This window comes from Methylophilus sp. DMC16 (genome assembly GCF_056314045.1).
The window spans coordinates 1,460,096-1,472,451 of sequence record NZ_JBQUZC010000001.1 but is presented as its reverse complement, the minus strand read 5'-3'; the positions used below and the strand labels follow the sequence as shown (position 1 = coordinate 1,472,451).

Below are 12,356 nucleotides of genomic sequence, written 5' to 3'. Positions count from 1 at the left end.
GGGCAAATTGCGGCGTTGTGCGGTGCGCGAAACCCTTATGTACTCTCGCGTACATTGCGGTTTCTGTGCTCCGTACGCCGTGCACTTTATCCCGCGCGCGCATTAATTGATTGTTTCGCTATTGATTTTAACAAGTCATTTTTAAAATGATCACCATACGCAGCCAGCATACCCGCTTCAGCTTGATCCCGCATGAAACCTTGCTGGAAGGCCTGGAGCGCACCGGGCATGAGGTCGAGTACCAATGCCGTGGCGGCTATTGTGGCGCCTGCCGCGTGCGCCTGCTCGATGGTGAAGTTGAATACCTGGAGCAACCGCTGGCATTTATTGCCAGTGACGAAATCCTGCCATGCTGCTGCGTCCCCAAGTCGGATATCCGGCTCGATTGCGAACTGCGCCCCGAGTTGCAGGTGTTTCAGGCGCAAGAAGAGTTGTTCCCGGCACAAGGGTCACTGTTTGATGACCCGTTCCCCAGCACCGATGACAGCCGCGTTAAAAAACTGGTCAGACGGCGCATCCCCAGAGTACGGAGCACGGCCAGTAATTTATCCTTGTTTTAATCCGGCGTTTTAAGCGCGGGCTTTAGCCATTAGCACACAATAAAAAAGGCGCGAAACCATTCGCGCCTTTTTTATGTGCCTGTTTCGTATGCTGCTGTGACTAGCCCGCGGCACGCGGTGCCGGTCGCACCCATTGCATTTTGAGGTTGGGCGCACGTGTATCCAAATCCGCGACCAGCTTGCAGCTCAAAATCTCGCAGCGCCAATACATCTGGCGAATTTTCTCATCCGCTTCGGCACGGGATTTACCGTACACCTGCAGATTCTCTACCAAGACCCCATTGGCGCTACGTATGGAGTACAAATATTTTCCAGATCTTTTAGCCATAATCGAATTTACCCACCCCGGGAACAATGCGTTGTAAAACATCGTAATTCTTTTAGTTATAAACACCATATCAGAGTTTTTTACTGATGTATACACCGCTAAGCGGTAGATAAGTGATTCAATTCAATACTTTAAGGGGGTATTTGCATAAAACACCTAAAATTTAGTGCCTAAGTTGAACTTTATCGCTCGAAGATTGAGCGCCTATCCCAATAGATAATGCTATATTTACATTAATTAACAATCGTGCATCACACGTTTGGCGATTGCTTGCATTTGTACTATTAAAGGGTATAGTTTATGCTCACCATTGTTGAGACCAGCATCTTTATCAAGTACGCCAAGATGGTATGGAGTGATGAAGAGCGCGTTGAATTTATCAACTGGATTGCCGCAAACCCACTTGCTGGCGATGTGATTCCAAACAGTGGTGGTTGTCGCAAAGTGCGTTGGGCGCGCGATGGCATGGGTAAGCGCAGTGGCGTACGGGTGATTTACGTTAACCAGCTCGAGAAGGGAGAAATTGGCTTGCTGATCGTGTATGCAAAAGCCAAATTTGACAATCTCTCCAGTGACTTCTTGAGTGTTTTAAAACAGGAGTTCATCAATGACTAAAGTTGATCAAGAGATGGCGCAATTCAAGGCAGACTTGCTGGCATCAGTCAAAGAGCTTAAAGCTGGCAAGGTCGCGCGTAGCACGCAGGTAGATGTTTCCTTTGTGGTTTCAGCACGCAACCAGGTGGGGTTGTCGCAAAGCGAGTTTGCAGAATTGTTGGGGGTATCCGTGCGCACTTTGCAAGCCTGGGAGCAGGGGCGGATTAAACCTTCAGGTGCGGCGCAAACCTTGATGCGCATTGCGCATAAACATCCAGAAGTGCTGTTAGAGGTGCGTTGAGTTCGTCTCAACTATTTGCGCAAACTCAAGTTGCTCACTATAAAGAAGTTCAGTGAGTATCTGTTCACGTATTGTATGCTTAGCCACATGACGCTCCATAACAGCTCATAAAAAGCTGTGCTTGAGTCCGAAAGTCTTTACTCCAATCTCCCTTCTGTTTAAACTAAACTAACTAAACTTAGTTTAATTTGGACATCATGCAAATTATCAATATTCACGAGGCAAAAACACAACTCTCTAAACTGGTGGATCAGGCTGTCAATGGGGAATCTTTCATTATTGCCAAAGCGGGTAAGCCGCTGGTAAAAGTCACCCGGCTAGAGGCGACTGAGCCGCCCGCAATCAAGCGTATTGGCTTTATGCAAGGTCAAATTCAGGTGCCTGCAGACTTTGACGAGATGGGCAAAGCCGAAATTTCAACCCTGTTTGGCCTCGAGTAAGATGAAGCTGTTACTCGATACCCATATTTTGCTTTGGGCAGCGGCGGGGGCTGAGCAGTTGCCAAGCAAAGCAAAAGCCCTCATTGAAGATACAGGCAATCAACTCTTCTTCAGCAGCGCCAGTCTGTGGGAAATTGCCATCAAAAACACCCTGGGCCGGGCGGATTTTAAAGTGGACTTGGCCGTATTGCGGCGTAACTTGCTGGAGAACGGTTTTGAGGAGATCGAGATCAATAGCAGCCATGCCATGAGCGTCGCCACCTTGCCAGAGGTGCATAAAGACCCCTTTGATCGCATGTTGCTTGCGCAGACGCAGGTCGAAGGGGTGACGTTAATGACGGCAGATCGCCAGCTCGGCGGCTACCCGGTTGCTTTAATCATGGTGTAGCGACATATTGTTAGGCTGCACTCAGCAGCGTGATATCCATCTGCTGAGTGCAAGGCTGATGCTGTTATGACCTGCATTAAAAAATCCTTTTAAAAAATAGCTCATCATTTACAATCATTAAAAAAATAGCGCGCCAGACTGTTTGATCCCCGTGATTAAACACATACAACAAAACTAGGCGTGCAACGATTTCCTCATCTTGATTCGACCATGACTGGAATGGTTTTGGCTTTGGTGTAAAGGGGTAGGTAGCGCATGCGTGAAACATCTTTAGAGAACCTGATTACGCGGTCCGAAAGGCTGGCCGAGCAAAATTACAGCACCTATTTTGTCCGCGTCATTCTCGTGAGCCTGCTAGGCTTTTTGATTCTGGGATTTGCCATCTTGATGGCCTTGATCCCGTTGGCCTTACTCATCGGCTTGGTCGCGCTGACCTTTGTTGCTGGTGGTGCAGTGCTACTCATCTTGCTTAAGCTGGGCAAATTGCTGATTTTGATGATCTTGCCTGCCTTCTTGATGCTCAAAGCCTCCTTCAAGGTGTTGTTCAGCCGTTTTGACAAGCCAGTGGGCACCGAGCTCACGTCCGACCAAGCGCCTGCGCTGTGGCAAAAAATCAAGTCACTCGAAACCGTGCTCGCAGGCCCCAAAATCAGCCATGTGTTGCTCACTCACGATATCAATGCGGCGATTATTCAATATCCGCGTTTTGGCCTGTTTGGCTGGGAAACCAATTACCTGATGCTGGGCCTGCCGCTGTTGCAAGGCCTGACCGAAGGCGAGGCGATGGCAGTGATCGCGCATGAGTATGGGCACCTGTCTGGCGACCATAGCCGTTGGTCCGGTTTTATTTACCGTTTGCGCTCCACCTGGGCGCGCCTGCACGACATGGCCAGTGGCTGGCGTGACTGGGGCTCGCGCTATGTAGCCAAAATGTTTGGCTGGTACGCGCCTTATTTCAACGCCTACAGCTTTGTATTGGCGCGCAAAAACGAATATCAGGCCGACCATGTCTCGGTCAAAATCGCCGGGGTAGAAAACACCGCCAGCGCCTTGTTACGCGTGCACGTGCTCTACCAGCTCGAAAAAGAATGCCTGCATGCGCACATCCAGCAACGCGTTGCCACTGAGCCCACACCCATGCAAGATAAAAGCGCCGTCTGGCAATCTATCGTCAACCAAACGCTAGAACCAGACACCCTGCATCGTTACATAGACCTCGCTTACACCTACGAGACCAACCATCTCGACACGCATCCCGCCATCAAAGATCGCCTGAAAGCCATAGGCGTTGAGCTTGAAACCCTGAAAACCCTGCCACGCGCAGACAACAGCACCTCCGCCGCCGATGCCTGGCTAGGGGCCGAGCTGCCACACTTCACCCACAAGCTCGATCAAGAATGGCAGTCCAACATCGAGCAAAACTGGAGCGCACGCCATCAGGATATTCAGGCACAAACCGCCACCTTAAATGAACTGCTCGCCAAAGAAACGCTGAGTGCCGACGAGCAATGGCAAGTCATCGCCATAAGAGAAGACCTGACGCCAGACGAACCGCAACGATCTGCCATTGAAGCCTTTGTGCAGCAACACCCTGAGCATTTGCAAGGCCGCTATAGAGTAGGGGTGTACAAACTCCTCGACGACGATGAAACCGGCATTGACGATTTAGAGTACGTGATGACGCAAGACGAATCCGCCATCCTCGCCGCCTGCGAGCAAGCCTACCATTACTACGCCGCCAAGAACCAGGCGCGCGCCGATGAATACCTGCAACGCTACCAAGCCCGCGCCAACAAGTTGCAAGCCATCCACCAGGAGCTCTCCACCTTAACCCCAGCCGCCACGCTGGCACAACACGACCTCGACGACGCCACCGTGCAACAAATCAGGGCCGTCATCGCCAGTGACGCCAAAGATATTAAAAGGGTCTATTTACTCAAGCGCGTATTAGATGCCGACAACACCAAGGGCGACTATCTACTCGCCTTTGAAATGCCCACCTTTTCACTCACCGACCCCTCGAAAAAAGTCATCGAGCGCTTGGTCAGCAAAGAATTTCCCATCCATTTGTTTATTGTCTCGCTCAAGTCTGGCGCGTTTAAGCCATTTAAGAAAAAAATTAAAAAGTTGGGTGTGGGGCCGGTTTATGAAAAGCGGTAGTTTTGTTGAGTATTGATAGCCAGCGCTACCCAAACTTCCGATTTATTGATCAAAAGCGTCATTGATTAGTTTAAGTAATCTGTTGGTCAAGAATGTTGATAGTTGTTTTTCACATTAATTTTTAAATTCTTAAATTTACAATATTTTAATTATTGTTGAGTTCGTCTCTGTGGACGTTTGTGTGGTGTACATGCTAAATTTTTTAAAAATATTATTAATTAACGTGGGAGGCTAATATGAATAAAAGAAAATATCTTTTGCCTTTGGCTGTATTGGCGAACGCATTAACCGCAACTCAATCGCACGCGAACTCCATCGATAGCGTTTCAATTGATAATCAGGAAAAGTCTAAGTTACTTGAAATTGAGACCGCAGAAATCAATAAGTTCGACTTTAGTGATAAGAGCGCATTGAAATTTATTCTTAAACCTAATAGTGACGGTATTTTTTACGCTGATCACTACTCTCATTCGTCGCATAGCTCACATTCCTCGCATCGTTCACACTCATCTGGTTATTAAGTGAGTAAGACTACAACAACGCTCACATTTGATGAGCGTGTTTATTCTGTTGAAACAATACAGAAAGCGGCATATCGATTTATCAATAAACTTTCGGTTGATTTTGAGTTAAAGGATAAATCGATACTTTGCCGTATTACCTTTGATGGGGATCACACAGAACTACACCTCAAAAAAGTAGAGGCGGATTTTAAGAAGGAAGTTCTTGATCAGCACTTACGTCAATTGATTTCTAAAGAAACCGAGACGGTTAGAAATTTAATACTGAGTGCGACTTTCTTGAATACGGATTTGCAACAAATTGAGTAAATTTAAAGGGATTGAAAGCTATTCCGCAAAAGACTCGTCTTATGAGTTGCTACCCTTTAAATTTGATAGATTTAATGATGAGCGTTACATCATAACTAATCTTGTTGGCGAGTATCTGCTCATCGAACATGATGATTTAGAAGATTTGGTTCATCGGAAACTAGATGTTACTAGTAGCCTATATTCTCAATTAAGATCCAAGCATTTCATAAGATTGCCGAAAGAAAAGTCACCAATTGAATTATTGGCATTGAAACTGAGAACGAAGTTATCTAGGCTTTCTCAATTTACTAATTTACATATCTTTGTCGTCACACTTCGCTGCGATCATAGTTGCCCATATTGCCAAGTTTCTAGGCAATCAGAAGATAAATCTTCATTTGATATGACTAAGGAAATGGCTGACAGATCTCTTGATTTTGTATTCAAGTCCCCATCTCCAGCTATAAAGATTGAGTTTCAAGGCGGTGAACCATTACTGAATTTTGAACTTATCAAATATATTGTTGAATCTGCTGAGGTTAGAAATCAGATTGCAAATAGAGATCTTGCTTTTGTAATTGCCACAACTCTTTCGTTAATAACTGATGAAATGCTAGACTTTTGCAAGTTGCATAAGATTCAGCTTTCAACTTCACTAGATGGTCCTGAGGTTCTGCATAACTCAAATAGACCAAGACCAAACAAAGATAGCTACCAAAGATTCCTTTCCGGATTAGAGCAAGCAAGAAACAGGCTTGGCTATGATCAAGTCTCAGCTTTGATGACAACAACAGAGTCGAGTCTAGATAAAGTTAAAGACATTATCGACGAATATTTAAAGCTAGGATTTAAGGGTATTTTTTTAAGGCCACTGTCACCTTACGGTTTTGCGATAAAAACAAAAAAATTTATGGCATACAACACCGAGCGATGGTTACAGTTTTATAAAGCTGGCCTTGATTACATCATTGAGCTGAATCGAAATGGAGTTGAGTTCTCAGAGTATTACTCTAGTTTAATTTTGAAGAAAATTCTTACTGCCCAAGAGTCTGGGTATGTTGATTTAATGAACCCTGCTGGTATTGGAATTGCAGCAATTGTTTTTAATTATGACGGCAAAGTTTACGCTTCTGATGAAAGCAGAATGCTTGCTGAAATGGGGGATAAGACTTTTGAGTTAGGTAATATTTTGTCTGATTCCTACGAAGATATCATTCTCTCAGATAAGTTACTTGATGCAATTGAAGAGTCTTTTACGCTAAGTGCTCCAATGTGTTCTGAATGTGCATTTGAGCCATACTGTGGCTCCGAGCCAGTTTATCACCATGCAATACATAAGGATTTTTTGGGGCGGAAGCCTGAGTCAGAGTTTTGTAAAAAGAACATGAGTATTTTTAAACACTTAATTACCCTCATGGAAAATGATTCTGATACAAAAAAATTATTCCTCGGATGGGCTAACCGATGATCAAACTTGGGGGTAAAGTAATCCAAGTTCATGAACTTACTTCTGAAAAAGCAAAGTTATTTTCGTTAAGCTCTAATCCAAACCTACCTCAGGTTTTAAGAAGCTATAAAGCATTCATTACTAGGGCCAAGAATGCACCGAAGGGATTTTCTCATTACATTACGTTTGAGTCTCTAGCCGAAGATATTGAGTTCTCTCAGGGGGAGAATTTTACTGTTTTGCCAGATGAGTTTAGTTACTTGAACGATGAAGATATTGTTCGTATCACACCAAATAAAGAACACATACGGGTTCTATACCGTAAAAGGGCAACAAATAATACGATTATGATTACAGAGCAATGTAATCATTATTGTTTAATGTGCTCACAACCTCCTAAAAATCACGATGATTCCTATTTATTAAGTGAAGCTTTCAATCTCATCAAGTTAATACCCAAGAACACCAAGGAAATCGGTTTTTCTGGCGGGGAGCCCACGTTATTTGGAGAGAGGTTTTTAGAGTTATTAGAGTTTACTAAAAGCCATTTACCTCAAACTGGTATTCATATTCTTTCCAATGGTCGATCTTTTAAAAACATGGATTTTGCTAAAAGATATGCCGACATCAATCATTTTGACATGATGGTAGGTATCCCAATTTATTCAGCAAATCCATCAATGCACGACTATATAGTTCAAAGTTCGGGTGCGCTTGATGAGACCCTGGCAGGTGTTTTAAATCTTAAGAAGCTCAATCAAAAAGTCGAAATTAGAGTTGTTATTCATAAACAATCTATTGATGGCTTATTGGATCTCTGTGAATTCATTGGCCGGAATTTATTGTTTGTTGATCATGTAGCTTTGATGGGGCTTGAAATGATGGGGTTTACTCGTGCAAACTTGGATAGTCTATGGATTGACCCGTTTGAGTATAAAAATATCTTGAGTGATGCCGTGAATGTCTTGGCTAGCTATGGATTAACAACCTCTGTTTATAACCACCAGCTTTGTACTATAAACGAGGATGTTTTGCCTTTTTATCGTAAATCAATTTCTGACTGGAAGAATGAATTTGCACCTGAGTGTGAAGGATGTAAAAGAGCACACGAGTGTGGAGGGTTTTTCTCATCTAGTTTGCTTCATCGATATAGTGATCACATCAAGCCTTTATGAGGCGCTTTCGTAGCAAGTCTCATGAATCTACCTTTTCTAAAGCTAAAAGCTTTTTAGAAATTATTAAATATATCGTTGAGATACTTGCAATACTTATTGCGGGGGCTTGGGCTTATTCTAAATATGTAAAAATAGAAAAGCCTTTAGAAATTAGAACTGCTTCAACGGGTTTTCTTAATTGGAGCAAGTTACCAACAAAAGAGATCTGCTTAGCAAGCTTAGGAGTAACGATAAGGAACATTGGTACCCTTCCATTTGAGGTGAATAAAGTTGTCATCGAGTCTTGGTCGCTTGATGATGCATCACTCAAAAATGCGCATAATTATTTCTCACCTTTTGGCGATAAGAATAAAAAGTTACTCGTTAGGAAAGAGTTTAAAGGGGCGGACTCTACGAGTTTGATTGGAACGTATGGGGTAAACGAAGAAAATGCTACTGACTTTAGTTTCACTTTTAAATATCAACCAAAGAGTGCTGTGTATTTTCTTGCAACAGTTACTGGGCCATACGTGAATATAAAAGAAGGGCGCTGGGGCTTTGTGTGTGATGTCGGGGCAAACTAGGCGGCTTAGCAAATTCATGAGTAATCTGGTCTTTTGCCAAAACCTTAAGTAAATTCATTCTTCACCAATCACATCGCCTTTAATCGGCGCTTGACCACCTGATCTATTCATAATGGCATCAAATTTTTCATAGTCTGCCTGTTGTTGCCGCACGCTAAAAAACTCGGCGGTTTCTAATGCGCTGATTTTTTCTGCCACTGCCATGGCGACAAACTGGTTAATACTGGTGCCATCACGTTTGCTAGCTGCGTCTACCGCATCTTTGAGTGATTGTGGTAAACGTAAGGGGTATGTGGATGCCTTGCTCATTTAAAACTCCTTAAAAACTCTGATGGCAATAGTAGCTGTATGCCAAATCTTTGTGGTGTTAAGCCAAAGTGCTTTTGATTAAAACTGATCAATGCTTTTGCGCCACCATTGACTGCTGCTTCTAGCACCATTTCGTCTGCAGGATCACGTAATTGTGGGCGCCATAAATAATGTGTTTTTACCGGGCTGATAATACTTGCCAAGGTGTTGATGAAAATCTCAGCTTCTTGTGCAGATAAACCAGCCGCTTGGTAATGTATGGGCAGCGTGCATTTGGCCTCGTATTCCATAAACAGTGAGACGCTAGCCATCAGTGTCAGTTCGCCAAGCCTTGCTCTACGAATGATTTCGGCAGAGGCTCCAGATGGGCTGCGCATGCCTGCAATAATGACATCAGTGTCTAGCACAATTTTCATTTTTTTATGATATCACCGGCGATGTTGCTTTGAAAGTGTGGCGTTTTAAGATGAGTGTTATAAAAGCTCAAGTAATCAGCAGCGTGCCATTTATCCTAACGCGGGAAAGTCGTTGTTAGGAATTGCGCTCCTTAGCTTGGTCAACGCAACGCTGCGCTATTAAGACTCTGGCTTAGGCCGTCATTCCTATTCGAGCAAGTATCTCTGGTATGTTTTCTGCGGCGACCGGGCGGCTAAAGAGATATCCCTGTATTTCGTCGCAATGACTGTCGGTGAGAAAAGCCAGTTGCTGCTCAGTCTCTACCCCTTCTGCAATCACCGTGAGTTGCAAAATGTGCCCAAGTTGGATGATTGCCCTGACAATTTCTGCACTGTCCTGGTCTTTATGAAGGTCGCGGATGAAGGATTTATCAATTTTGAGTTTGTCGACGGACAGGCGTTTAAGATAAGACAGGCTGGAGTAGCCGGTGCCAAAGTCATCAATGGCTAGTTTGACACCTATGTGTTTTAGCGTGTGCAGGGTGCTGATGACGGATTCTGTGTCCTGAATCAGGATAGATTCTGTCAGTTCGAGCTCCAGGCATTGCGGGGGCAGGCCGAAATCATTTAGCGCAGAACTGATGGTTTCTACAATATTGCCATGCCGAAACTGGTGTGAGGATAAGTTGATCGCCACCACCAGCTGGGTTTGCCCTTGCTTGTGCCATGCGGCCAGTTGCCGGCAGGCTTCCCGCAGCACCCACTGACCCATCTGGATAATCAGCCCGCTTTGTTCTGCGATGGGAATGAACTCGCTTGGCGGGAGCATCTGTCCATCGGCGTTTTGCCAGCGGATTAAGGCTTCAATGCCACTGATGCGGCCATCAGATAGGCGTATTTGCGGCTGGTAGTGCAGTAAAAACTCATTATTTTTAAGTGCTGTGTGCAGGTCTGTTTGAATACGCATGCGCTTTTGCGCGTCGGCATTCATCTGCGTGACAAAAAAGCGGTAGGTATTACGGCCGCAATCTTTTGCCAGGTACAAGGCGGCATCGGCGTTTTTGCGTAGGGTTTCAAAGTCTTTGCCATCGTTTGGATAGAGGCTGATGCCGATACTGAAAGACGCATGCAGTGTGTTACCGCTGACCTCAAACGGCTCTTGCATGGCGTTAAGAATTTGCTGTGCGGTTTGAGTCACGATATCGGACGCGTGGGCGTTATTGATCAGCAGCACAAATTCGTCACCGCCCTCGCGGCTGAGCATGCAAGCCTCTGGCAGCATACGTTCGAGGCGCCTGACCACCTCTTTTAGCAGCGCATCGCCTATGGCATGACCAAAGCTGTCATTGATCTCTTTGAAGTTGTCCATATCAAGAAACAGCATGGCGAGGCCGTATTCGCGCTTGTTGGCTTGATGGATAAACTGTTCAAAACGCTTGCGCAATAACAGGCGGTTAGGGAGGCCGGTCAGTGGGTCATGGTGCGCAAGATATTCCAGTTTTGTTTCTGCGTCCCGATGTTCGGCACGGATACGCAGGGACTGAATGCCAAACGCCAGGTCATTGGCGAGTTCATCGAGCAGGGTGACCTCTTCAGCAGAAAACGCATAGGTGCGGGAGGCGTAGATCGTGATCACGCCTATGGTCTGTTTTGCTACTTTGAGTGGCAAGGCGATGCATGAAAGCAGGCCTTCCTGGCTGGCGAGGTCGCCCAAATTATTCAAGCGGGCTGCATTGGGGTAGTCCTGGATAATCTCTACACGCTCGGATTGAAAGGCTTTCACGGCCAGGCTGATTTCCGGTGTTTGCTGCTCAAGCGCAATCGTCTTCGTCAGCTTTTGACCGGCCATTGCGGCAATACGCAGCGGTTGGTAGGTGCCATAGTTGGGATAACCCACCCAGGCCAGCGGATAGCCTCCGGATTCGATCACCAACTGGCAAATGTCGTTGAGCAGGTGCTGTTCGTTTTCTGCATGAATGAGCATCTGGTTACAGCTACTCAACAAACGCAGTGAACGATTGAGTGTCAGCATTGCTTTTTCGGACTGCTTTTGTTGGGTGATATCACGCAAGATGCAAAGCACCCCCGATACCTCGCCGATGGCATCTTTTTCCTGAACAAGACGAAGCTCTATGACGCGGTCATGCGGCCAGTGGCTCTCAATGGTGCAGGCGGTTTCTTGCTCTAGGGTTTGCAAAATCGCGTGGTGAATTTTTTTGCGTTCTGCTGGCGTGGCAATCTGGTCAGATTCAAGCAGGGTCTTACCCAGCAGCGTGGATTCCTCTATGCCAAACAATGCTGTGAGAGAGGGGCTGACGTAGCTGTATCTGGCATGCTGGTCAAAGCGGGTAATATGGTCGGGATGGTTTTCAATCAGTGCGCGTAAACGTTTTTCACTTAACTTGAGTGCCGTGATGTCATGCGCAATCGCAAGGGCGCCCACCACGTTGTTATCACTATCCAGCTCGGGGACGGCATGAATTCTGAGCACCTTGGTGTGGACATTCGGACCATCAGGCAGCCGGTCTAGAAAAAAATCAAACTCGATATCCGTGCCTGTTTCTATGACGCCGCGGATTTTTTCTTGGTAGTGTTGTAAAGCGACGGAGGAGGGTCTGAGCGAGCTGGGTGTTTTGCCTTGAAGATCTTTAGCAGGTTCACCAATCAGTTTTATTGCGGCTGGATTGAGATAAGTGCGTTTGCAATCACGATCATAATGGATGACAGGTTCATGCAAATAATCAGTCAGCATGATGAATTTTCTGTCATCAGCAGCCATGGTTGTAACCCCTGAAAAATGTAGTTTTATTCGTTAAAGAATAGCACACAAACTTAATTGTTTTGACTTCACTTTACGAGACGCGAGTGCTGACCGTTTTACAGG

The 12,356-nt window shown here is 45.5% G+C and carries 15 protein-coding genes; 11 read left to right on the top strand and 4 right to left on the bottom strand.

Going from position 1 to position 12,356, the window contains the following annotated elements:
• Window positions 1-146 precede the first annotated feature (146 nt).
• The gene (gene yfaE / locus ACT53D_RS06920; protein WP_476155268.1) at window positions 147-560 is read left to right on the top strand and encodes a class I ribonucleotide reductase maintenance protein YfaE; all 414 of its coding nucleotides are present in this window, start codon (window positions 147-149) and stop codon (window positions 558-560) included.
• A gap of 100 nt (window positions 561-660) precedes the next feature.
• On the opposite strand, the gene ACT53D_RS06915 is transcribed toward yfaE, so the two are convergent.
• Window positions 661-888 carry a hypothetical protein gene (locus ACT53D_RS06915; RefSeq protein WP_228518658.1) on the bottom strand — a complete coding sequence of 76 codons (228 nt, stop codon included), beginning with the start codon at window positions 886-888 and terminating at the stop codon, window positions 661-663.
• 300 nt (window positions 889-1,188) lie between these two features.
• On the opposite strand from ACT53D_RS06915, the gene ACT53D_RS06910 reads away from it, so the two are divergent.
• The 10 genes from ACT53D_RS06910 (at window position 1,189) to ACT53D_RS06865 (ending at window position 8,768) form a co-directional block, all read left to right on the top strand.
• Window positions 1,189-1,503, top strand: a complete 315-nt coding sequence (locus tag ACT53D_RS06910) for a transcriptional regulator (protein ID WP_476155266.1) — start codon at window positions 1,189-1,191, stop codon at window positions 1,501-1,503.
• A complete protein-coding gene (locus ACT53D_RS06905; RefSeq protein ID WP_476155264.1) occupies window positions 1,496-1,783 on the top strand; it encodes a helix-turn-helix domain-containing protein in 288 nt (95 codons plus the stop codon). Before ACT53D_RS06910 ends, ACT53D_RS06905 begins: the two co-directional genes overlap by 8 nt.
• A 197-nt stretch (window positions 1,784-1,980) precedes the next feature.
• Entirely contained in the window at window positions 1,981-2,223 is a 243-nt protein-coding gene (locus ACT53D_RS06900; RefSeq protein WP_194747195.1) for a type II toxin-antitoxin system Phd/YefM family antitoxin, read from the top strand.
• Between the two features lies 1 nt (window position 2,224).
• A complete protein-coding gene (locus tag ACT53D_RS06895) occupies window positions 2,225-2,611 on the top strand; it encodes a type II toxin-antitoxin system VapC family toxin (protein ID WP_476155262.1) in 387 nt (128 codons plus the stop codon).
• Window positions 2,612-2,866: 255 nt separating this feature from the next.
• Window positions 2,867-4,771: a M48 family metallopeptidase gene (locus ACT53D_RS06890; protein WP_476155260.1), complete on the top strand. Its 1,905-nt coding sequence runs from the start codon at window positions 2,867-2,869 to the stop codon at window positions 4,769-4,771.
• 236 nt (window positions 4,772-5,007) lie between these two features.
• On the top strand, window positions 5,008-5,292 hold the full coding sequence (gene hxsA2, locus ACT53D_RS06885) for a His-Xaa-Ser repeat protein HxsA2 (protein ID WP_194747192.1): 285 nt from the start codon (window positions 5,008-5,010) through the stop codon (window positions 5,290-5,292).
• The gene (gene hxsD, locus ACT53D_RS06880) at window positions 5,293-5,601 is read left to right on the top strand and encodes a His-Xaa-Ser system protein HxsD (protein ID WP_194747191.1); all 309 of its coding nucleotides are present in this window, start codon (window positions 5,293-5,295) and stop codon (window positions 5,599-5,601) included.
• Window positions 5,594-7,051, top strand: a complete 1,458-nt coding sequence (gene hxsB, locus ACT53D_RS06875) for a His-Xaa-Ser system radical SAM maturase HxsB (protein ID WP_194747190.1) — start codon at window positions 5,594-5,596, stop codon at window positions 7,049-7,051. The genes hxsD and hxsB overlap by 8 nt, the downstream gene beginning before the upstream one ends.
• Entirely contained in the window at window positions 7,048-8,205 is a 1,158-nt protein-coding gene (gene hxsC / locus ACT53D_RS06870) for a His-Xaa-Ser system radical SAM maturase HxsC (RefSeq protein ID WP_476155258.1), read from the top strand. Before hxsB ends, hxsC begins: the two co-directional genes overlap by 4 nt.
• Window positions 8,202-8,768 (top strand): hypothetical protein, encoded by a 567-nt coding sequence (locus ACT53D_RS06865; protein ID WP_476155256.1) that lies wholly within the window; start codon window positions 8,202-8,204, stop codon window positions 8,766-8,768. Before hxsC ends, ACT53D_RS06865 begins: the two co-directional genes overlap by 4 nt.
• A gap of 54 nt (window positions 8,769-8,822) precedes the next feature.
• Here ACT53D_RS06865 and ACT53D_RS06860 read toward each other — a convergent pair whose 3' ends face one another.
• The 3 genes from ACT53D_RS06860 to ACT53D_RS06850 all read right to left on the bottom strand — a co-directional run bounded on the left by ACT53D_RS06860 (window position 8,823) and on the right by ACT53D_RS06850 (window position 12,251).
• Entirely contained in the window at window positions 8,823-9,077 is a 255-nt protein-coding gene (locus ACT53D_RS06860; protein ID WP_194747187.1) for a toxin-antitoxin system HicB family antitoxin, read from the bottom strand.
• On the bottom strand, window positions 9,074-9,493 hold the full coding sequence (locus ACT53D_RS06855) for a putative toxin-antitoxin system toxin component, PIN family (protein WP_476155254.1): 420 nt from the start codon (window positions 9,491-9,493) through the stop codon (window positions 9,074-9,076). Before ACT53D_RS06855 ends, ACT53D_RS06860 begins: the two co-directional genes overlap by 4 nt.
• A 172-nt stretch (window positions 9,494-9,665) precedes the next feature.
• Window positions 9,666-12,251, bottom strand: a complete 2,586-nt coding sequence (locus ACT53D_RS06850) for a bifunctional diguanylate cyclase/phosphodiesterase (RefSeq protein WP_476155251.1) — start codon at window positions 12,249-12,251, stop codon at window positions 9,666-9,668.
• Window positions 12,252-12,356 lie beyond the last annotated feature (105 nt).

Bases quoted from the DNA above. Each gene is read 5' to 3' on its own strand.
- ACT53D_RS06910 (WP_476155266.1), top strand. From the start codon at position 1,189: ATGCTCACCATTGTTGAGACCAGCATCTTTATCAAGTACGCCAAGATG.
- hxsC (WP_476155258.1), top strand. From the start codon at position 7,048: ATGATCAAACTTGGGGGTAAAGTAATCCAAGTTCATGAACTTACTTCT.
- ACT53D_RS06915 (WP_228518658.1), bottom strand. From the start codon at position 888: ATGGCTAAAAGATCTGGAAAATATTTGTACTCCATACGTAGCGCCAAT.
- yfaE (WP_476155268.1), top strand. From the start codon at position 147: ATGATCACCATACGCAGCCAGCATACCCGCTTCAGCTTGATCCCGCAT.
- ACT53D_RS06895 (WP_476155262.1), top strand. From the start codon at position 2,225: ATGAAGCTGTTACTCGATACCCATATTTTGCTTTGGGCAGCGGCGGGG.
- hxsA2 (WP_194747192.1), top strand. From the start codon at position 5,008: ATGAATAAAAGAAAATATCTTTTGCCTTTGGCTGTATTGGCGAACGCA.
- ACT53D_RS06905 (WP_476155264.1), top strand. From the start codon at position 1,496: ATGACTAAAGTTGATCAAGAGATGGCGCAATTCAAGGCAGACTTGCTG.
- ACT53D_RS06860 (WP_194747187.1), bottom strand. From the start codon at position 9,077: ATGAGCAAGGCATCCACATACCCCTTACGTTTACCACAATCACTCAAA.
- ACT53D_RS06900 (WP_194747195.1), top strand. From the start codon at position 1,981: ATGCAAATTATCAATATTCACGAGGCAAAAACACAACTCTCTAAACTG.
- ACT53D_RS06865 (WP_476155256.1), top strand. From the start codon at position 8,202: ATGAGGCGCTTTCGTAGCAAGTCTCATGAATCTACCTTTTCTAAAGCT.
- ACT53D_RS06855 (WP_476155254.1), bottom strand. From the start codon at position 9,493: ATGAAAATTGTGCTAGACACTGATGTCATTATTGCAGGCATGCGCAGC.
- ACT53D_RS06850 (WP_476155251.1), bottom strand. From the start codon at position 12,251: ATGGCTGCTGATGACAGAAAATTCATCATGCTGACTGATTATTTGCAT.
- ACT53D_RS06890 (WP_476155260.1), top strand. From the start codon at position 2,867: ATGCGTGAAACATCTTTAGAGAACCTGATTACGCGGTCCGAAAGGCTG.